This window comes from Pseudomonas sp. P129, assembly GCF_020312195.1.
Lineage (GTDB): Bacteria > Pseudomonadota > Gammaproteobacteria > Pseudomonadales > Pseudomonadaceae > Aquipseudomonas > Aquipseudomonas fragariae.
Map to the genome: position 1 here is coordinate 1,019,952 of NZ_JAGPYS010000001.1, position 18,884 is coordinate 1,038,835.

Genomic DNA, 18,884 nt, shown 5'->3' on the forward strand with positions numbered 1-18,884 from the left:
CGCGTTCGACCGGAATTAACCGAGTCAAACCTCACGTTTCTGCCGAAACAAAAATAAAAAAGGCTGCCAGTTGGCAGCCCTTTTCTCAGAACCCGTTTCATTTTTGATGAGATGGGTTCAGCTTTTATTGCAACTCCGCGGGATGCAAATCAATCCCAGCTCAACGCCCCACCTGTCTGATACTCAATAACCCGAGTCTCAAAGAAATTCTTCTCTTTCTTCAAGTCCATGATCTCGCTCATCCAGGGGAACGGGTTGGTCGTCCCTGGATATTCTTCCTTCAAGCCAATCTGGCTCAGGCGGCGGTTAGCGATGAATTTCAGATAGTCTTCCATCATCGCAGCGTTCATGCCCAGCACGCCGCGGGGCATGGTGTCGCGGGCGTATTCGATTTCCAGCTGGGTGCCTTGCAGGATCATCTGCGTGGCTTCTTCTTTCATCTCGGCATCCCACAGGTGCGGGTTTTCGATTTTGATCTGGTTGATCACGTCGATGCCGAAGTTCAGGTGCATGGACTCGTCGCGCAGGATGTACTGGAACTGCTCGGCAACGCCGGTCATCTTGTTGCGGCGGCCCATGGAGAGGATCTGGGTGAAGCCGCAGTAGAAGAAGATGCCTTCCAGTACGCAGTAGTAAGCGATCAGGTTGCGCAGCAGCTCTTTGTCGGTTTCGACGGTGCCGGTTTCGAACTTCGGATCGGAGATCGAACGGGTGTACTTCAGGCCCCAGGCTGCTTTTTTAGCGACCGACGGGATCTCGTGGTACATGTTGAAGATCTCGCCTTCATCCATGGCCAGCGATTCGATGCAGTACTGGTAGGCGTGGGTGTGGATCGCCTCTTCGAAGGCCTGGCGCAGGATGTACTGGCGGCACTCCGGGTTGGTGATCAGGCGGTACACGGCCAATACCAGGTTGTTGGCAACCAGCGAGTCGGCAGTGGAGAAGAAGCCCAGGTTGCGCATGACGATGCGGCGCTCGTCGTCGGTCAGGCCTTCCGGGTTTTTCCAGAGGGCGATGTCGGCGGTCATGTTGACTTCTTGCGGCATCCAGTGGTTTGCGCAACCGTCCAGGTACTTCTGCCAGGCCCAGTCGTACTTGAAAGGCACGAGCTGGTTGAGGTCGGCGCGGCAGTTGATCATCATTTTTTCGTCAACGGCGACGCGGGCGCTGGCGCCTTCGAGTTCGGCCAGGCCTTCAGCGACGTCCAGTGCGTCCAGCGCTTTCTTGGCGCGGATCAGGGCAGCGGAGTCGGCGGCGGTCACTGCACGGGCTTCCTGTGCAGCCAGGCCGCCGGCGCTGTCGAGGCGGTCCATGTTGGCTTCGTTGGCATGACCGGCGTTGGTCGCTTTGGCGACTACTTCGCCGTCTTCTTTATCGAATTCGTCCCAGCTCAGCATGGTGTACGTCTCCTGCTTGAGGGTCAGTCGGGTGGACTGGCCTGTTGGATCCAGAGGGTGTGTTGCTTGCTTTTCAGGTGTGGCGCGCAAGGAACATGAATTTTTGGCTTTCGGGGCCTTTGGGTGAGGAGGAGGGTGGCAAGGGGATGTGTATCCTTGCCGGCCTCTTCGCGGACAAGTCCGCTCCTACAGGTACAGCGTCAGGCTTGTTGGCCTCTCGCTCCCACAGGGTTGTGTTTCTCCTGTGGGGGCGAGGCGGGTTGCCTTACTGGCAAGCCTCACAATCCGGCTCGTCGATTGCGCAAGCCTTTGGCACTGGGGCCGGGCCGGCCGGTGCTGCTTCGGTTGGGCGCGGGGCGGTGATCGCCGAGTCGTCCGGGCCATGGCCGCCGCTCGATACTGCGTTGAGCTTGCCGGTGTTGACGGTGGACTTCTCGGTGCTGGTCGCGGCCAGGGCACGGAGGTAGTAAGTGGTTTTCAGACCACGGTACCAGGCCATGCGGTAGGTCACGTCCAGCTTCTTGCCCGAAGCGCCAGCGATGTACAGGTTCAGCGACTGAGCCTGGTCGATCCACTTCTGACGACGGCTTGCCGCGTCGACGATCCACTTGGTGTCCACTTCGAAGGCAGTCGCGTAAAGCTCCTTGAGCTCCTGCGGGATGCGCTCGATCTGCTGTACCGAACCGTCGTAGTACTTCAGGTCGTTGATCATGACCGAGTCCCACAGGTCGCGGGCCTTGAGGTCGCGAACCAGGTACGGGTTGATCACGGTGAATTCGCCGGACAGGTTCGATTTCACGTACAGGTTCTGGTAGGTCGGTTCGATCGACTGCGACACGCCGGTGATGTTGGCGATGGTGGCGGTCGGTGCGATGGCCATGATGTTCGAGTTACGGATACCTTTCTGCACACGGGCACGTACCGGCGCCCAGTCCAGAGTTTCCTTCAGGTCGACGCTGATGTACTTCTCGCCACGCTGTTCGATCAGGATCTGTTGCGAATCCAGCGGCAGGATGCCCTTGGACCACAGCGAACCCTGGAACGTCTCGTAGGCACCGCGCTCGTCGGCCAGGTCGCAGGACGCCTGGATTGCGTAGTAGCTGACCGCTTCCATGGAGGTGTCGGCGAACTGCACGGCAGCATCGGAACCGTACGGGATGTGTTGCAGGTACAGCGCATCCTGGAAGCCCATGATGCCCAGGCCGACCGGACGGTGGCGCAGGTTGGAGTTCTTGGCCTGGGGTACCGAGTAGTAGTTGATGTCGATCACGTTATCGAGCATGCGCACGGCTACATCGACGGTGCGCTTGAGCTTGTCGGTATCCAGCTTGCCGTCGACGATGTGGTTCGGCAGGTTGATCGAGCCCAGGTTGCAGACCGCGATCTCGTCCTTATTGGTGTTCAGGGTGATCTCGGTGCACAGGTTCGAGCTGTGAACCACGCCCACGTGCTGCTGCGGGCTGCGCAGGTTGCACGGGTCCTTGAAGGTCAGCCAGGGGTGGCCGGTTTCGAACAGCATCGAGAGCATCTTGCGCCACAGATCCTTGGCCTGGATGGTCTTGAACAGTTTGATCTTGCCTGGGTATTCGGTCAGCGCTTCGTAGTGCTCGTAACGCTCCTGGAAGGCCTTGCCGGTCAGGTCGTGCAGGTCCGGTACTTCGGAGGGCGAGAACAGGGTCCACGGGCCGTCATCGAAGACACGCTTCATGAACAGGTCAGGGATCCAGTTGGCGGTGTTCATGTCGTGGGTACGACGACGGTCATCACCGGTGTTCTTGCGCAGCTCGATGAACTCTTCGATGTCCATGTGCCAGGTTTCCAGGTAGGCACAGACAGCGCCTTTGCGCTTGCCGCCCTGGTTGACCGCAACGGCGGTGTCGTTGACCACTTTCAGGAACGGTACGACGCCCTGCGACTTGCCGTTGGTGCCCTTGATGTACGAGCCCAGCGCACGAACCGGTGTCCAGTCGTTGCCCAGGCCGCCGGCGAATTTGGACAGCATGGCGTTGTCGTGGATCGCGTGGTAGATGCCCGACAGGTCATCCGGCACGGTGGTCAGGTAGCAGCTGGACAGCTGTGGACGCAGGGTACCGGCGTTGAACAGGGTCGGAGTCGACGACATGTAGTCGAACGACGACAGCAGGTTGTAGAACTCGATGGCGCGGTCTTCACGGGCTTTCTCTTCGATTGCCAGGCCCATGGCCACGCGCATGAAGAAGATCTGCGGCAGCTCGAAACGCACGCCATCCTTGTGGATGAAGTAACGGTCGTACAGGGTTTGCAGGCCCAGGTAAGTGAACTGCTGATCGCGCTCGTGGTTGATCGCCTTGCCGAGTTTTTCGAGGTCGAATTCGGCCAGCACAGGGTTGAGCAGTTCGAACTTGATACCGGCGGTGACGTAGGCAGGCAGCGCCTTGGCGTACAGGTCGGCCATTTCGTGGTGGGTGGCGCTGTCGGCGACACCGAGGAAACCCAGGCCTTCGGCGCGCAGGGTGTCCATCAGCAGGCGGGCGGTGACGAACGAGTAGTTCGGCTCGCGCTCGACCAGGGTACGGGCGGTCATCACCAGTGCGGTGTTGACGTCTTTCAGCGCCACGCCGTCGTACAGGTTTTTCAGGGTTTCGGTCTGGATCAGGTCGGCGTCGACTTCAGCCAGGCCTTCGCACGCTTCGGTAACGATGGTGTTCAGACGACCCATGTCCAGCGGCGCAAAGCTGCCGTCGGCGCGGGTGATGCGGATCGACGGGTGAGCCTGGACCTGCTCCTCGGGTGTACGAACGGCACGCTCTTTGGCGCGCGAGTCACGGTAGATGACGTAGTCGCGAGCTACTTTCTGCTCGCCGGCACGCATCAGCGCCAGTTCGACCTGATCCTGGATTTCTTCGATGTGGATGGTGCCGCCCGAAGGCATGCGACGCTTGAACGTGGCGCTGACCTGTTCGGTCAGGCGCGCAACGGTGTCATGGATGCGCGACGAGGCAGCAGCATTGCCGCCTTCAACTGCAAGAAACGCCTTGGTGATGGCAACGGTGATCTTGTCGTCGGTGTAAGGAACGACAGTACCGTTACGCTTGATCACGCGCAGTTGACCGGGGGCAGTGGCAGACAGATCCTGCTGGGTCTGGCTTGGCTGCGGCGCGCCGGTCGGCGAGTTCTCGCGAGTTGTGTCTGTTTGCATGTGTGACTCCACGTTCTTTAAGTTTGTTCGGGCATTGCTGCCCACCATTTCGTTTAGAGCAGTCAGTCGCAAAAGGCGACCAAAGGGCTCCAAAACGAAGGTGAAAGCGGGGTCTGTCGCCGCTTCCAGGTTTTGAAGCCAAAAAGGACCGGGCTATGCCCGATCCTTCGAAAATCTGATCAAGAGTGCGTGTTCGATGTTGCAAAACGTGTACGGGATAGCTCTGGCTCACACACGAGGGTCTTGGTACCTAAACTGGCTTGAAGTTCAACCCCTCAGACGCAACAAAAATGCTTGAATTTCCCATTTGAGTTGTGCTGGTGTTTCTATTCAAAACCCCACATGTAGGGTGTGTCTGGTCGCCGGGCTACAAGATAATGCGTTTTGGACATGAATTGCAACGCACCGCTTGTGGATAAAGTGTGTGTAGTTTGTGTATGAATCGCACACCGTGCGTGTAGGCCGCATAACTACTGGATCGTGACCGTTTGTCACCGATTTCTGTAGGCACCGGCGATGCACTGCTGATTTTTGAGGGCGCGAACCCTATCACAAAAAAACGCAGCTGCAAGGCCGTTCTGGCATGTCATGTGCTATGCCACCTGCGGTGTCGTGTGATCCGCGCAAGGGTTGCTACACTCGCCTGCGACGCGATGCCGCAACCCCTGCGTTGCAAAAACAAAAAGCGGTCGATAACGACAAGGAAAGATGGCTGTGGAACCACACACCTGGCACGTATTGATCGTCGAGGATGACCAGCGACTGGCCGAACTGACCAGCGATTACCTGCAGAACCACGGCCTGCGCGTGAGCATCGAAGGCGACGGCGCGCTGGCGGCAGCGCGGATCATCGCCGAGCAGCCGGATCTGGTGATTCTCGACCTGATGCTGCCCGGCGAGGACGGTTTCAGCATCTGCCGCAGCGTGCGTGACCGCTACGACGGGCCGATTCTGATGCTCACCGCGCGCACTGACGACACCGACCATATAGAAGGACTCGACACCGGCGCCGACGATTTCGTCTGCAAACCGGTGCATCCGCGCGTGCTGCTGGCGCGTATCAAAGCTCTGCTGCGCCGCAGTGAAGCGCCGCAGGTGCCGGCTGCCGAGCTGCGCCGTCTGGTGTTCGGGCCGTTGGTGGTGGACAACGCACTGCGTGAGGCCTGGCTGCGCGAGCAGAGCATCGAGCTGACCGGTGCCGAGTTCGACCTGCTGTGGCTGCTGGTGGCCAACGCCGGGCGCACGCTGTCCCGCGAAGAGATTTTCACCGCGCTGCGCGGTGTGGGGTACGACGGGCAGGATCGCTCCATCGATGTGCGTATCTCGCGTATCCGCCCGAAGATCGGCGACGATCCCATTCATCCGCGTCTGATCAAGACCGTGCGCAGCAAGGGCTATCTGTTTGTGCCCGAAGCGGCGCAGGACATGAGCGGCCACGTGTTCAGCGGCTGACCTGATGAATTCGATCTTTCTGCGCATCTACGGTGGCGTGCTGGGCGTGTTGGTGCTGGTCGCGCTGCTCGGCGTGCTGGCCCTGCATGTGCTCAACCAGTCGCGCGGCGAGCAGTACCGCGAGCGCCTGGCCCATGGCACCTTTACGATCATGGCCGACAATCTGCTGCCCCTCGACGGCATCGAACGGCGCCGCGCCCTGGCAGTCTGGGAGCGCCTGCTGGGCATTCCCCTGAGTCTGCAAACCCTTGAACAGGCTCACCTCGACAGCAGCGCACTGGGGCAACTGGCGCGCGGCAAGGTAGTGGTCGAACAGATCGGGCCGCACGCTGCCAGGGTTTATCGTCAGTTGAGCGACAAGGAGCCACTGTTGCTGACCGGCGAAGTGCAGCAGATCACCGAACAACTGGCGAGAGCCACTATTTACCTGCTGATCGATGAACTGGTGCGCTTTCCAGTCGACGAGCAACCGGCGCGCCTGCAGGCCCTGCGCAGCGACAAGGGGTTCGGTTTCGACCTGCACCTGCTGGCGCTGGATCAGGCGGATCTGGACGATGACCAGCGCCGCCGCGTCTATGAGGGCGATACGGTCATGGCGCTGGGCAAGGGCGGCGATTCGATCCGCGTGCTGGCCGGGATCGTCGACACCAACTGGGTGCTGGAAATCGGCCCGCTGTACCAGATGAACCCCTATCCGCTGCATTGGCTGCTGCTGATCGCCTTGATGGGCCTGTGTCTGATCGGTCTGGTGGTGTACTTGCTGGTGCGGCGTCTGGAGCGACGGGTGCTGGAGCTGGAAGCGGCGGCCACGCAGATTGCCCAAGGCAGCCTGCACAGCCGCGTGCCGACCGAAGGCTCCGACTCGGTGGGGCGTGTGGCGGCGGCGTTCAACAGCATGGCCGAACACCTGCAGCGCTCACTGATGATCCAGCGTGAACTGGTGCGCGCGGTGTCCCACGAATTGCGCACGCCGGTGGCGCGTCTGCGTTTCGGTCTGGAGATGGTCAGCGACGCCGCCACTCCCGAGGCGCGGCGCAAATACATGCGTGGCATGGACAGCGATATTCAGGACCTCGACAAGCTGGTCGATGAAATGCTCACCTACGCGCGTCTTGAGCAGGGCGCGCCGACCTTGAACTTCCAGCGTGTCGATCTGGATGCGCTGATCGATCAGGTGATCGCCGAACTGGCGCCATTGCGTGCCGATGTGCGGGTTTCGCGGGGCGAATGCCTGAGGGCCGAAGAGGGCGAGGCTGCCTGGGTCGAGGGTGAGCCGCGCTACCTGCATCGCGCCGTGCAGAACCTGGTGAGCAATGCGCTGCGCCATGCCGACAACGAGGTGCGTATCAGTTATCGGCTGGAAGCGCAGCAGTGCCGTATCGACGTGGACGACGATGGTCCTGGCGTGCCGGAGCAGGCTTGGGAACAGATTTTCACGCCGTTCATGCGCATCGATGACAGCCGCACCCGTGCCTCGGGCGGGCATGGGCTGGGTCTGTCGATCGTGCGGCGGATCATCCATTGGCATGAAGGCCGCGCGCTGATCGGACACAGCGTCAGCCTGGGCGGAGCATGCTTCAGCCTGACCTGGCCGCGCACGCAGGTGCCGCGTTGAGCTTGCCTTTGTTTGCCGGGCCATTTGCGCGGTTCGGGCGGACCTTGCTGACGGCGGATGATCCGCGTCCGGTGATGACGTTGCCTGATCTGCTGCGCCCCGAGCGTCTTGATCAGATACTGCTGACTGTTTACGGGCCGCAACTGATGCCCGATCAATTGCCGGTGCTGGTGTCGCAGTGGGCCAAGTTTTACTTCATGCAACTGATTCCGCCGGTGCTGGTGGCCAGCCTGGTGCATGACTGGCATTGGCCGTTACAGCTGGAGCAAGTGGCGTTGGCGCTGGATGAGCGTGGGGTGCCGAGCGGCATCAGGCTGGCAGGGGAGGGAAGCGTCTGGCGGGGTATTGCGGTTGATCCGTTTCAGCGCTTTGCCGGATTGCTCGATGACAATCTGCAGCCCTTCATTACTTCTCTGAGCGCTTATGGCGGACTGTCGGCTGCTGTGTTGTGGAGCAGCGCCGGGGATTATCTGGAAGGCTGCCTTGCGCAGCTGGCTACCTGCAGTGATGCGTCGCTGGCTGCGGGGCTGGCGCTGTTAAGCGAGAAGAAAAGGCCGGACGGGCGCACCAATCCTCTGTTTCAGACCGTGCGTTATGTGCCGCAGGCGCGAGGTGGTGAACCACGCAGGCAACGGCGTGTGTGCTGTTTGAGTCATCGGGTCGAGTGGGTTGGGCGTTGCGAGCATTGTCCGCTGCCCGGCTGATCAGCCTTCGACGGCGACCAGGCTCAACAGGTGATCGTCCTGCACACTGAACTGACCGTCCAGCTCCTTGCCCGCATGCCACTCGCTGGACAGGTCGATCAGCAGTTGTAGCCGGGCGTGGCCATCGGCGGACCATTCCAGCAGTTGTGCGTCTTCGAAATAGAAACGCTTGTGCACGATGGGGTAGAGCGCCTTGAACAGCGCTTCCTTGATCGAAAAAGTCAGGGTCACGCGCAGTGCGATCTGATCTTCCGGACCCGCCGCCATCTCTGCCAGCTCGGCCGCCGTCAGAATTTCCCCGGCCAGCCGCGAGGCGCGGTCATGGCTCAGCAGGTTTTCCGTGTCCAGCCCCAACCCGCGCCACTGCTGCTTGTGCGCAACCACGGCAGCGGCCCAGCCGGTGCTGTGAGTGATCGAACCGCAGACATCCGAGGGCCACACCGGCGCGCGGTCTTTGCCCACTGCAGGAACGTGCAGACGGCCATCGAGCTGACGCATGGCTTCGCGTGCGCAGAGACGACCGGCGAGAAATTCAGTCTGACGCTTGGCCACCGAGCGCTGAATGCTCGCCGGCATTTGCAGCTCACAACGCTGAAAGTCGCCGTCTGCCAGCTTGAGCGGATCAAAATGTCCACTCACCAGTACTGCTCCCGGCAAGGCTTGTGGCAGCGGCCAATGCCGGATCAGTTCCGGGCAGCAGATGGGGAGGTGGGATAGTTCAGTCATGGGCGGCATTTTGCCGGGGGAACGGGTTGGAGGGAAGGGCACTAGCAGTAACTATCGTGCGGCGCTCCGCGTCGCAGGCCTTTCTGGACGCTCTGCGTCCTCTCGGCGACGCAGAGCGTCGAGACCTGCATTCCCACGCTGGAGCGTGCGGAACGATCATCTCAACTATCGTGCGTCGCTCCGCGTCGCATGCCTTTCCGGACGCTCTGCGTCCTCTTGGCGATTCAGAGCAAAAAAACTGGTCACACTTTCATTATTTCCACGTACTCGGTCGGAAGGTACCTTTCGCGCCTCTGATGATTCAAGGATGAACACATGGGTCGAAGCAGATACACCATCACCGAACCTGAAAAGCCTCACTTCCTGACCTGCACAGTGGTGGAGTGGTTACCGCTTTTTACCCGGCCTGCTCTGGTAGACATTCTGTTCAATGCCTGGCGCTATCAACAGGCTCATCAGGGACTGCAGCTATTCGGGTATGTCGTACTGGAAAACCATTTGCACTTCGTGGCCCAAGCGCCCGCTCTGGACAAGTGTGTGAGTAGTTTCAAGTCTTTTACGGCTCGACAGATAATCGCAGCACTTGAGAACGCCAATGCCGACAGCACATTGGAGCGTCTGCGGTTCGTCAAGCGCCTGCACAAGAGTGACAGGGTTTATCAGGTCTGGCAGGAAGGAGCCCATGCCGAGCTTGTGTGGAATGAAAAGGTGATGCGGCAGAAGCTCGATTACATTCACCATAACCCGGTAAAGAGAGGTTATGTGGATGTCGGTGAGCACTGGAGATACTCCAGCGCCCGCGATTATGAGGGGCAGCGCGGTTTGATCGATATTCAGCGCTGGTATTAACGCATTGTTGCGACGCAGAGCGTCGAGCACTGCATTCCCACGCTGGAGCGTGCGGAACGATGATCGCAACTATCGTGCGGCGCTCCGCGTCGCATGCCTTTCTGGACGCTCTGCGTCCTCTTTTGCGACGCAGAGCGTCGAGACCTGCATTCCCACGCTGGAGCGTGAGGAACGATGATCGCAACTATCGTGCGGCGCTCCGCGTCGTCATGCCGTTCCGGACGCTCTGCGTCCTCTTTTGCGACGCAGAGCGTCGAGACCTGCATCCCCACGCTGGAGCGTGAGGAACGATGATCGTAATTATCGTGCGGCGCTCCGCGTCGCATGCCTTTCTGGACGCTCTGCGTCCTCTTTTGCGACGCAGAGCGTCGAGCACTGCATTCCCACGCTGGAGCGTGAGGAACGATGATCCCGACTATCGTGCCGACGCTCCGTGTAGAAGGAACATCTGACAGTCAACCAAATATCTTCTTGAAGAACTCTTTCATGTCCGCCCAGGAGCTCTCATCGGCGGATTTGCTGTAGCCGATGTCCGGGCCGCCGTGTTCGCCGTGGCTCAGGCGGTCGGCGTCGGGGTTGGTGAAGCCGTGTTTGGCGCCGTCGATGCTGACGAACTTGTAGTCGGCCTTGGCGTCGTCCATTTCCTTCTTGAAGGCGGTGACGTTTTCAGGGGTGACCATGCTGTCCTTGGCGCCGTGTTCGACCAGCATTGGCACCTTGATGCCCGGTTTCGCCGGGGTGTTGGTGACCAGTGCGCCGTGGAAGCTCACCACGCCCAGCAGCGGTTCACCGCGGCGTGCCGCATCGAGCACGATCTTGCCGCCGAAGCAGTAACCGATCGCTGCGATCTTCTTCGGATCGGTCTGTGGCTGCTTCTTCAATTGCTCCAGCCCGGCGTCAAAGCGCTTGTCGGCGGCATCGCTGTCCTTCAGCGCGGCCTGCATGAAGGCCATCGCGTCTTTCGGGTGCTCGGTGTTTTTGCCTTCGCCGTACATGTCGATGGCCATTGCGCTGTAACCCAGTGCAGCCAGATCGCGGGCGCGGCGCTTGGCGTAGTCGTTCAGGCCCCACCATTCGTGGACCACCAGGACGCCAGGGCGCGGGCCTTTTACCGCGTCGTCGTACGCGTAATAGCCCACCAGCTTGGTGCCGTCGGCACTTTTATAATCGATCTGCTCGGTCTTGATCGCCGCCTGGGCGAGGCCGGTCAGGCCCATCATGATCATTGCAATCCACACACGCATGGTCAGCTCCTTGTTGATGTTTGAGTTGGCAAATAACCATAGCCGATTCTGCTGCACAGGGTGTGGATGACTGTTCAGCGCCGGTTCATGCAGTGTTCAGTCGGGGTTCAGCCCGGCGCGATTACTGTTGGCCCATACCTTGACAGCGTCCCCGAGCGCAAAAGGAGTCGATATGTTGAATCTCAACAAGTTTTTCCTGGCCCTGGCTTTTCTGGGTGGCAGTGCTGCGGTGCAGGCGGGTGATGGTCGGCTTGACGTGGCCCGTATCGAGTTCAGCAAGACCAGCGAAAGGCTTGACGATACCAACAGCTGGGGGCACGCGCTCGGGGAGCAGGCGCATTCCAACGTCTCGGTGGGGACGCTTTATTCGCCACCGGTTTACGGCAGTCTGACGGGCACTCACAATGGTGCGCCTGTCAGCCGCGAAATCCTGCTGGGCAGCTATGATGTGACACAACACGTGCCCGTCAGCGCCCGCCTGTTGAGTACTGATGCGACGATGTCGTTTCATTCTTTGTCTTGAGGCTGCGATTGTGCCTGGGAGAGCTGCATGAAGTTGTTGGTAGTTGAGGATGAAGCGCTGCTGCGCCACCACTTGCGAACCCGTCTGACCGAAGCCGGGCATGTGGTGGAAGCGGTGGCCAACGCTGAAGAAGCGTTGTATCAGGTCGCGCAATTCAATCACGACCTGGCGGTGATCGACCTGGGCCTGCCGGGCATTGGCGGCCTGGACCTGATTCGCCAGCTGCGCGCACTAGGCAAGGCGTTTCCGATCCTGATCCTGACCGCGCGCGGCAATTGGCAGGACAAGGTCGAAGGCCTGGCGGCCGGGGCTGACGACTACGTAGTCAAGCCCTTCCAGTTCGAAGAGCTGGAGGCACGGCTGAACGCTTTGTTACGGCGTTCCAGCGGCTTCATCCAGTCAACCATCACCGCTGGCCCGCTGTTGCTGGACCTCAATCGCAAGCACGCCGCCCTGGCCGAGCAACCCTTGGCGCTGACGGCCTATGAATACCGCATTCTTGAGTACCTGATGCTCCATCATCAGCAAGTGGTGCCCAAGGAGCGCCTGATGGAGCAGCTGTACCCTGATGACGACGAGCGCGACCCGAACGTGATCGAAGTGCTGGTCGGTCGTCTGCGTCGCAAACTGGACAGCAGCGTGGCCTTCAAACCTATCGAAACCGTGCGCGGCATGGGCTATCTGTTCAATGAGCGCTGTACGTGATTCGTTCGCTTCGCCTGCGCCTGATGCTGGGCGCCGCCACGCTGGCGGTAATCTTCATGCTGCTGATGCTGCCTGCTCTGCAGGGGGCGTTCAGCCTGGCGCTGCGCGGAGCGATCGAGCAACGCCTGGCTTCCGATGTCACCACCATGATTTCGGCCGCGCGCGTCGAAGATGGTCATCTGTTGATGCCGTCTGTACTGCCGGGCGAACAATTCAATCTGCCCGGTAGCCGTCTGCTGGGTTACATCTATAACCGCCAGGGGCAGATGGTCTGGCGCTCGTTGTCGACCGAAGGCGAGAACATCGACTACCGCCCGCAATACGACGGGCAGGGCAGCGAGTTCACCAAGATCAAGGAAATCAATGGCGATGAGTATTTCGTCTATGACGTCGAGATCCGGCTGCTCGGCGGGCGCAATGCCGCATTCAGTATCGTTGCCGTGCAACCGTTGCGCGTCTATCAGGAAACCATCGACGGTCTGCGCCGCAAGCTTTATCTGGGCTTTGGCGCAGCACTGGCGGTGCTGCTCGGGTTGCTGTGGATGGGCCTGACCTGGGGGCTGCGGGCCTTGCGCGGCTTGAGCCAGGAACTCGATCAGGTGGAAGCCGGTGTGCGCGACAGCCTCAGCGAAGAACACCCCAGCGAACTGCTGCGCCTGACCGACTCGCTCAACCGCCTGTTGCGCAGCGAGCGCGAGCAGCGGATTCGTTACCGCGACTCTCTGGACGACCTGGCGCATAGCCTGAAAACCCCGCTGGCGGTCTTGCAGGGCGTAAGCGAGAACATCGCCAAGCGCCCCGAGGATGTCGAGCAGGCGTGGGTGCTGCAATCGCAGATCGAACGCATGAGCCAGCAGATCGGCTATCAACTGCAGCGGGCCAGCCTGCGCAAGAGCGGTCTGGTGCGGCATCACGTGATGCTGCGACCCGTGGTCGAAAGCCTGTGCAACACGCTGGACAAGGTGTATCGCGACAAACAGGTGAAGGCCACGCTGGACCTGCCCGAGCACTGCCAGGTGCATATGGAAGAGGGCGCGTTGCTGGAAATGCTCGGCAACCTGCTGGAAAACGCTTATCGGCTGTGCCTGAGCGAAGTACGCGTCAGCTTCACGCGTTCAACGACCGGCGATGAACTGTGCGTCGAAGACGATGGCCCCGGCGTCCCGCAGAGCCAGCGTGCCCGCATTCTCGAACGCGGCGAACGGCTGGACCGCCAGAACCCCGGGCAAGGCATCGGCCTGGCGGTGGTCAAGGACATCATCGAAAGCTACGGCGCGCAACTGACGCTGGGCGATTCCCCATTGGGCGGCGCGGCGTTCAGGATTCATTTTCTGGCGCAGTGACGATCGTGTTCACCCGGACACCTATCCTTCCTCACGCTCCGGCGTGGGAATGCCGTTCGTGAAGCTCTGCGTCACACCTCTGCGCGTCACCGAGCGCTACCGTCACCGGCGAAAGAAGGCGGATACCCGCCACTGTGTGCCCATTTTTCCCATCATACGGCGGAAAACCGCCACCTCTCCTGTTGAATCCCGACTACCGTTACCAGTGTGCGCCTTGTAATGCGGGGGTTTGATATCAAAATGACTCCATGGCACGCGTATTGCTATCTACATGGCAGAGACCTGCCTTGCGCAGCTCGACAAAACAAATCCCTCCAGTGCAGGAGGGTTAGCGCTTTATAGGCTCGCGTGCATCAGGTGAAGATGCCCGACGACGCCCTTGAGGAAAACTGCAATGACGACTCGTCAGCCCATCTACAAATCCCTCTATTTTCAGGTAATCGTTGCGATTGTCATCGGTATCCTGATCGGTCATTTCTACCCGGACACCGGCAAGGCGTTAAAACCGCTGGGTGACGGGTTCATCAAACTGATCAAGATGGTTATTGCCCCGATCATCTTCTGTACCGTCGTCAGTGGTATCGCTGGCATGCAGAGCATGAAGTCGGTCGGCAAGACCGGCGGTTATGCGCTGCTGTATTTCGAGATCGTTTCGACCATCGCCCTGCTGATCGGTCTGATCGTGGTCAACGTGGTTCAGCCGGGTGCCGGCATGAATATCGACGTCAGCACGCTCGACGCTTCGAAGATCGCTGCCTACGTCACTGCCGGTCAGGACCAGAGTATCGTCGGCTTCATCCTTAACGTGATTCCGAACACCATCGTCGGCGCGTTTGCCAACGGCGATATCCTGCAAGTCCTGATGTTCTCGGTGATCTTCGGCTTCGCGCTGCATCGCCTGGGTGCCTACGGCAAGCCGGTTCTGGACTTCATCGATCGCTTCGCCCACGTGATGTTCAACATCATCAACATGATCATGAAACTGGCCCCGCTGGGTGCGTTCGGTGCCATGGCCTTCACCATCGGTGCCTACGGCGTGAGCTCGCTGGTGCAACTGGGTCAGTTGATGATCTGCTTCTACATCACCTGCGCACTGTTCGTCGTGTTTGTACTGGGCGCGATCGCCCGCGCTCACGGCTTCAGCATCTTCAAGCTGATTCGCTACATCCGTGAAGAGCTGCTGATCGTACTGGGTACGTCTTCTTCGGAATCGGCCCTGCCGCGCATGCTGATCAAGATGGAGCGCCTGGGTGCCAAGAAGTCTGTGGTCGGTCTGGTTATCCCGACGGGCTACTCGTTCAACCTGGACGGTACGTCGATCTACCTGACCATGGCCGCCGTGTTCATCGCTCAGGCGACCAACACGCACATGGACATCACGCATCAGATCACCCTGCTGCTGGTACTGCTGCTGTCGTCCAAAGGTGCTGCCGGCGTAACCGGTAGCGGCTTTATCGTACTGGCTGCGACCCTGTCGGCTGTAGGCCATCTGCCGGTAGCCGGTCTGGCGCTGATTCTGGGTATCGACCGCTTCATGTCCGAAGCCCGCGCCCTGACCAACCTGGTCGGTAACGCTGTTGCCACCGTTGTGGTTGCCAAGTGGGTCGGCGAGCTGGACACCGACAAGCTGCAGTCCGAGCTGGCTTCCGGTGGCTCCGCCATTCTGGAAACCCGCCCTGAAGACGACCTCGGCGTTGCCGAAGGCCCGACTCCAGGCGCTGCAGTGAACACCACCAAAACCGTCTGACACCCTTCAGGCCATAAAAAACCCATCTTCGGATGGGTTTTTTTATGCCTGCTGTTTATCGGAGGACTATTCCGTGCGCGTCTCGCCGCTGAACACCAGCGGCTCGCGGCAGCGGCGGCACAGGTAGCGCCGTCCCTTGCGAACCATGCCGTGACGCTGCGCGGTGAACGGGAAGTCGCTGTCGGGGCACGGGCAGCGGTAGATGTAACGGATCACACTGCGCCGCTTGACCGCATAGGTGTGGCAGCGATTGGGCGGCAGTTCATAGACGCCGCGCATGATCAATTGCCATTCTTCGCCATGTGGCTGGATGCTGCCACCGAACAGCTGATGGGCGATCAGGTGCGCGACTTCGTGGGGCACGGTCTGGCGCAGGAAGTCTTCGGCGTTTTCCTTGTAAAGCTGCGGGTTGAAGCGCAGGAGATTTTCATGCAGGTGAGCGACACCGGCCTTCTGACCGCGCAACTGGAAACTGACCACCGGGCGTTTGAAGGTGCGCTTGAAGAAGGCTTCGGCTTGTTGGTAACAGGTTTCGACGCGTGAATTGAGTTGGTCGGGCATGCTTTAGGGTTCTCCAGTGCGCCAAGTATGCCGCAATGTGGCTAAGCTCTGAACACGCCAGCCGCCCGGTGGTCATTTTTGCTCCAGTATGTTCGCCTGTCTGAACAGCACGATCGCAGCATATTTAACGAATGGTCGGTTACGGGTAAAATGCCCGGCTTTTCTCAAGCTATCGTCAGCGGATATTTCCATACATGGGCACCCTTTCAGTCAATCAGAACAAACTGCAGAAACGTCTGCGTCGGCTGGCCGGCGAAGCGGTTGCCGACTTCAACATGATCGAAGAGGGTGACAAGGTCATGGTTTGCCTGTCCGGCGGCAAGGACAGTTACACCATGCTCGACGTGCTGATGCACTTGCAGAAGGTCGCGCCGATCAAGTTCGACATCGTGGCGGTCAACATGGACCAGAAGCAGCCCGGCTTTCCTGAACACGTGCTGCCTGCCTATCTGAAAGAACTGGGTATCGAGTACCACATCGTCGAGAAAGACACGTATTCAGTGGTCAAGGAATTGATCCCGGAAGGCAAGACCACCTGCTCCCTGTGTTCACGGCTGCGTCGCGGCACGCTGTACACCTTCGCTGACGAGATCGGCGCCACCAAGATGGCGCTCGGGCACCACCGTGACGACATCGTCGAGACATTCTTTCTCAACATGTTCTTCAATGGCTCGCTCAAGGCCATGCCGCCCAAGCTGCGTGCCGATGACGGCCGCAACGTGGTGATTCGTCCGTTGGCGTACTGCCACGAGAAGGACATCCAGGCCTACTCGGACCTCAAGCAGTTTCCGATCATCCCGTGCAACCTCTGCGGCTCGCAGGAAAACCTTCAGCGTCAGGTGGTCAAGGAGATGCTGCAGGACTGGGAGCGCAAGACACCGGGCCGCACGGAGAGCATCTTCCGCGCCCTGCAGAACGTGCAGCCCTCGCAGCTGGCCGATCGCAACCTGTTCGACTTCACCAATCTGCGCATCGACGAAACCGCAGCATCACGGTTCGTCAATGTGGTGAATATCTGACAATGCTCAGTGGTTGACGGTGAACGCCAGCATGGCTGACAGCTGGCACATCGGCCGACCGCTTTCTGCATGCCACTGGTTGAAGACGTCCTGCACGATCGCCTGATCGCGTTTGCTGCTCGGCACACGGTCGACGATATCCTGCGCGTTCAGGGCGGCAACCACATCCCAGGTCGGAATGAAGGTGTCCTTGCCGATCATGCGCAGAAAGCGCGGCGCTGACAGGCCGCCCATCTGGTTGCCGTGTTTGGCGATGTACTGCCACAGGCCGGTAATGTTATCGACCGGCCATTCGGCGATGAACTTGCCGAAACTGCCATGCTCCTGCTCGATGTCCAGAATCAGCTGCGCGTTGCGCGGCACGCTCTTGAGCTTGCCCAGGTGACGAATGATGCGCGCGTCCTGCATCAGTCGCTCCAGATGATCGGCGCCCATCAGCACGACTTTCTCCGGGTCGAAGCGAAAGAACACTTCCTCGAACGCTGGCCATTTGGCGTCTACCAGGCTGTGTTTCAGGCCTGCGCGGAAAACCCGCAGGGCCATGGTCGACAGGTAGCGGTCGGCGCTGATGGCTTGCAGTTGTCTGGGTGTCTTGGGGGAGGGCAGATGAGCTTCCAGAGCTTTGGCGGAGCCGAATCGATTCAGGCAATACTCGTTCAGCCATTTGTAGTCGTGCATCGGTTCTCCAAAGAAATTCAACAGGCAGGACAAGGGGTCAGACCGACCCTTGCCCTGCAAGTTTACGATTTAACTGAAAGCCCCCGGCGTTCTGCCGGTTCAACTGCGCGGCGCGTCCAGTTGCACCGCGGTCCTGGCCAGACGCTGGCCCAGTGCGCGGCACAGGTCGGTTTCATGACGGTCCAGCGCGCGCTTGCCGTCGGCACCTGCGTGATGGCTGGGACCGTAGGGCGTGCCACCCCCGGTGGTTTCCAGCAGCGCCGATTCGCTATAGGGCAGGCCCATGATCAGCATGCCGTGGTGGAGCAGGGGCAGCAGCATCGACATCAGCGTGGTTTCCTGACCGCCGTGCAGGCTGGCAGTGGAGGTAAAGACGCCAGCCGGTTTGCCGACCAGTGCGCCGGTCAGCCACAGGTTGCTGGTGCCGTCGAGGAAGTATTTCAGCGGCGCGGCCATGTTGCCGAAGCGCGTCGGGCTGCCCAGTGCCAGGCCGGAGCAGTTTTTCAGGTCGTCGAGGGTCGCGTACAGCGCGCCGCTTTCCGGAATCTCGGGGGCGGTCGCTTCGCAGTCGGCGGAAACGGCGGGCACGGTGCGCAACCGCGCTTCCATGCCGCCCAGTTCGATGCCGCGGGCAACCTGCCGGGCCATTTCGCTGGTGGAGCCGTTGCGGCTGTAATAAAGGACCAGAATGTAGGGTGTGCTCACGGCAGCAGCTCCAGAATGTTCTCGGGTGGGCGGCCAATGACAGCCTTGTCGCCAGCGACCAGAATCGGTCGTTCGATGAGTTTGGGGTGAGCGGCCATGGCGGCGATCAGCTGCTCGTCGCTCAGGCTCGGGTCGGCCAGATTGAGTTGCTTGTAATCGTCCTCGCCGGTACGCAGCAGTTGCCGGGCACCGATGCCCAGCTTGCCGAGCAGGTCGCGCACACGGTCGGCGTCGGGCGGGGTTTCCAGGTACAGGACGATGTCCGGCGTCAGGCCGCGGGCCTGAAGCAGTTCCAGCGCGCCGCGGGACTTGCTGCAGCGCGGGTTGTGATACAGCGTCAGATCGGTCATTTGCTCGTCGCATCTTGTGTGGGGTGGCGTATTCTAACCAGCGATGGCACTGTCCGACATATCGAATGGTCAATAGTCGTGGCGTGGG

At 60.2% G+C, this 18,884-nt stretch carries 17 protein-coding genes; 9 read left to right on the plus strand and 8 right to left on the minus strand.

From position 1 onward, the window contains the following. Positions 1-149: 149 nt before the first annotated feature. Both KBY02_RS04375 and KBY02_RS04380 read right to left on the minus strand, forming a co-directional pair. Positions 150-1,397 carry a ribonucleotide-diphosphate reductase subunit beta gene (locus KBY02_RS04375; protein WP_002554639.1) on the minus strand — a complete coding sequence of 416 codons (1,248 nt, stop codon included), beginning with the start codon at positions 1,395-1,397 and terminating at the stop codon, positions 150-152. A 265-nt stretch (positions 1,398-1,662) separates the two neighbouring features. Further along, the gene (locus KBY02_RS04380) at positions 1,663-4,575 is read right to left on the minus strand and encodes a ribonucleoside-diphosphate reductase subunit alpha (protein ID WP_011268604.1); all 2,913 of its coding nucleotides are present in this window, start codon (positions 4,573-4,575) and stop codon (positions 1,663-1,665) included. Between the two features lie 708 nt (positions 4,576-5,283). Here KBY02_RS04380 and KBY02_RS04385 point away from each other — a divergent pair. The 3 genes from KBY02_RS04385 to fhuF are packed head-to-tail and all read left to right on the plus strand — an operon-like array spanning position 5,284 to position 8,346. Further along, positions 5,284-6,027: a response regulator gene (locus KBY02_RS04385; RefSeq protein WP_003407760.1), complete on the plus strand. Its 744-nt coding sequence runs from the start codon at positions 5,284-5,286 to the stop codon at positions 6,025-6,027. 4 nt (positions 6,028-6,031) lie between these two features. Then, complete coding sequence (locus tag KBY02_RS04390; RefSeq protein WP_024650760.1) at positions 6,032-7,642, plus strand: ATP-binding protein; 1,611 nt, start codon at positions 6,032-6,034, stop codon at positions 7,640-7,642. Then, positions 7,600-8,346 carry a siderophore-iron reductase FhuF gene (gene fhuF, locus KBY02_RS04395; protein WP_011268602.1) on the plus strand — a complete coding sequence of 249 codons (747 nt, stop codon included), beginning with the start codon at positions 7,600-7,602 and terminating at the stop codon, positions 8,344-8,346. The genes KBY02_RS04390 and fhuF overlap by 43 nt, the downstream gene beginning before the upstream one ends. Here fhuF and KBY02_RS04400 read toward each other — a convergent pair whose 3' ends face one another. Continuing rightward, positions 8,347-9,072, minus strand: a complete 726-nt coding sequence (locus KBY02_RS04400) for a 4'-phosphopantetheinyl transferase family protein (protein ID WP_197709714.1) — start codon at positions 9,070-9,072, stop codon at positions 8,347-8,349. It abuts the gene before it with no gap. Between the two features lie 315 nt (positions 9,073-9,387). Here KBY02_RS04400 and KBY02_RS04405 point away from each other — a divergent pair, with 315 nt between their 5' ends. Continuing rightward, complete coding sequence (locus KBY02_RS04405) at positions 9,388-9,921, plus strand: REP-associated tyrosine transposase (protein ID WP_032653427.1); 534 nt, start codon at positions 9,388-9,390, stop codon at positions 9,919-9,921. A gap of 455 nt (positions 9,922-10,376) precedes the next feature. On the opposite strand, the gene KBY02_RS04410 is transcribed toward KBY02_RS04405, so the two are convergent. Then, entirely contained in the window at positions 10,377-11,165 is a 789-nt protein-coding gene (locus tag KBY02_RS04410) for a dienelactone hydrolase family protein (protein WP_003407755.1), read from the minus strand. 172 nt (positions 11,166-11,337) lie between these two features. Here KBY02_RS04410 and KBY02_RS04415 point away from each other — a divergent pair, with 172 nt between their 5' ends. The 4 genes from KBY02_RS04415 to KBY02_RS04430 all read left to right on the plus strand — a co-directional run bounded on the left by KBY02_RS04415 (position 11,338) and on the right by KBY02_RS04430 (position 15,483). Then, positions 11,338-11,688, plus strand: a complete 351-nt coding sequence (locus KBY02_RS04415; RefSeq protein WP_003407754.1) for a hypothetical protein — start codon at positions 11,338-11,340, stop codon at positions 11,686-11,688. A 27-nt stretch (positions 11,689-11,715) separates the two neighbouring features. Then, complete coding sequence (locus KBY02_RS04420; protein WP_003314580.1) at positions 11,716-12,393, plus strand: response regulator; 678 nt, start codon at positions 11,716-11,718, stop codon at positions 12,391-12,393. Then, positions 12,390-13,736: an ATP-binding protein gene (locus KBY02_RS04425; RefSeq protein WP_225649912.1), complete on the plus strand. Its 1,347-nt coding sequence runs from the start codon at positions 12,390-12,392 to the stop codon at positions 13,734-13,736. The genes KBY02_RS04420 and KBY02_RS04425 overlap by 4 nt, the downstream gene beginning before the upstream one ends. Before the next feature lie 394 nt (positions 13,737-14,130). Beyond that, the gene (locus KBY02_RS04430; protein ID WP_003407743.1) at positions 14,131-15,483 is read left to right on the plus strand and encodes a dicarboxylate/amino acid:cation symporter; all 1,353 of its coding nucleotides are present in this window, start codon (positions 14,131-14,133) and stop codon (positions 15,481-15,483) included. Between the two features lie 66 nt (positions 15,484-15,549). Here KBY02_RS04430 and KBY02_RS04435 read toward each other — a convergent pair whose 3' ends face one another. Further along, on the minus strand, positions 15,550-16,044 hold the full coding sequence (locus tag KBY02_RS04435; RefSeq protein ID WP_011268598.1) for a SprT family zinc-dependent metalloprotease: 495 nt from the start codon (positions 16,042-16,044) through the stop codon (positions 15,550-15,552). Between the two features lie 194 nt (positions 16,045-16,238). On the opposite strand from KBY02_RS04435, the gene ttcA reads away from it, so the two are divergent. Further along, on the plus strand, positions 16,239-17,063 hold the full coding sequence (gene ttcA / locus KBY02_RS04440; protein ID WP_011268597.1) for a tRNA 2-thiocytidine(32) synthetase TtcA: 825 nt from the start codon (positions 16,239-16,241) through the stop codon (positions 17,061-17,063). Between the two features lie 6 nt (positions 17,064-17,069). Here the strand turns inward: ttcA and KBY02_RS04445 are convergent, their stop codons facing one another. From KBY02_RS04445 to arsC, 3 genes are all read right to left on the minus strand, one after another. Beyond that, positions 17,070-17,741, minus strand: coding sequence for a DNA-3-methyladenine glycosylase I (locus KBY02_RS04445; RefSeq protein WP_003314590.1), 672 nt, complete (start codon positions 17,739-17,741; stop codon positions 17,070-17,072). A gap of 99 nt (positions 17,742-17,840) precedes the next feature. Continuing rightward, the gene (gene wrbA, locus KBY02_RS04450) at positions 17,841-18,446 is read right to left on the minus strand and encodes an NAD(P)H:quinone oxidoreductase (protein WP_003418197.1); all 606 of its coding nucleotides are present in this window, start codon (positions 18,444-18,446) and stop codon (positions 17,841-17,843) included. Continuing rightward, positions 18,443-18,796: an arsenate reductase (glutaredoxin) gene (arsC, locus tag KBY02_RS04455; protein WP_003314592.1), complete on the minus strand. Its 354-nt coding sequence runs from the start codon at positions 18,794-18,796 to the stop codon at positions 18,443-18,445. The genes wrbA and arsC overlap by 4 nt, the downstream gene beginning before the upstream one ends. Positions 18,797-18,884: the final 88 nt, after the last annotated feature.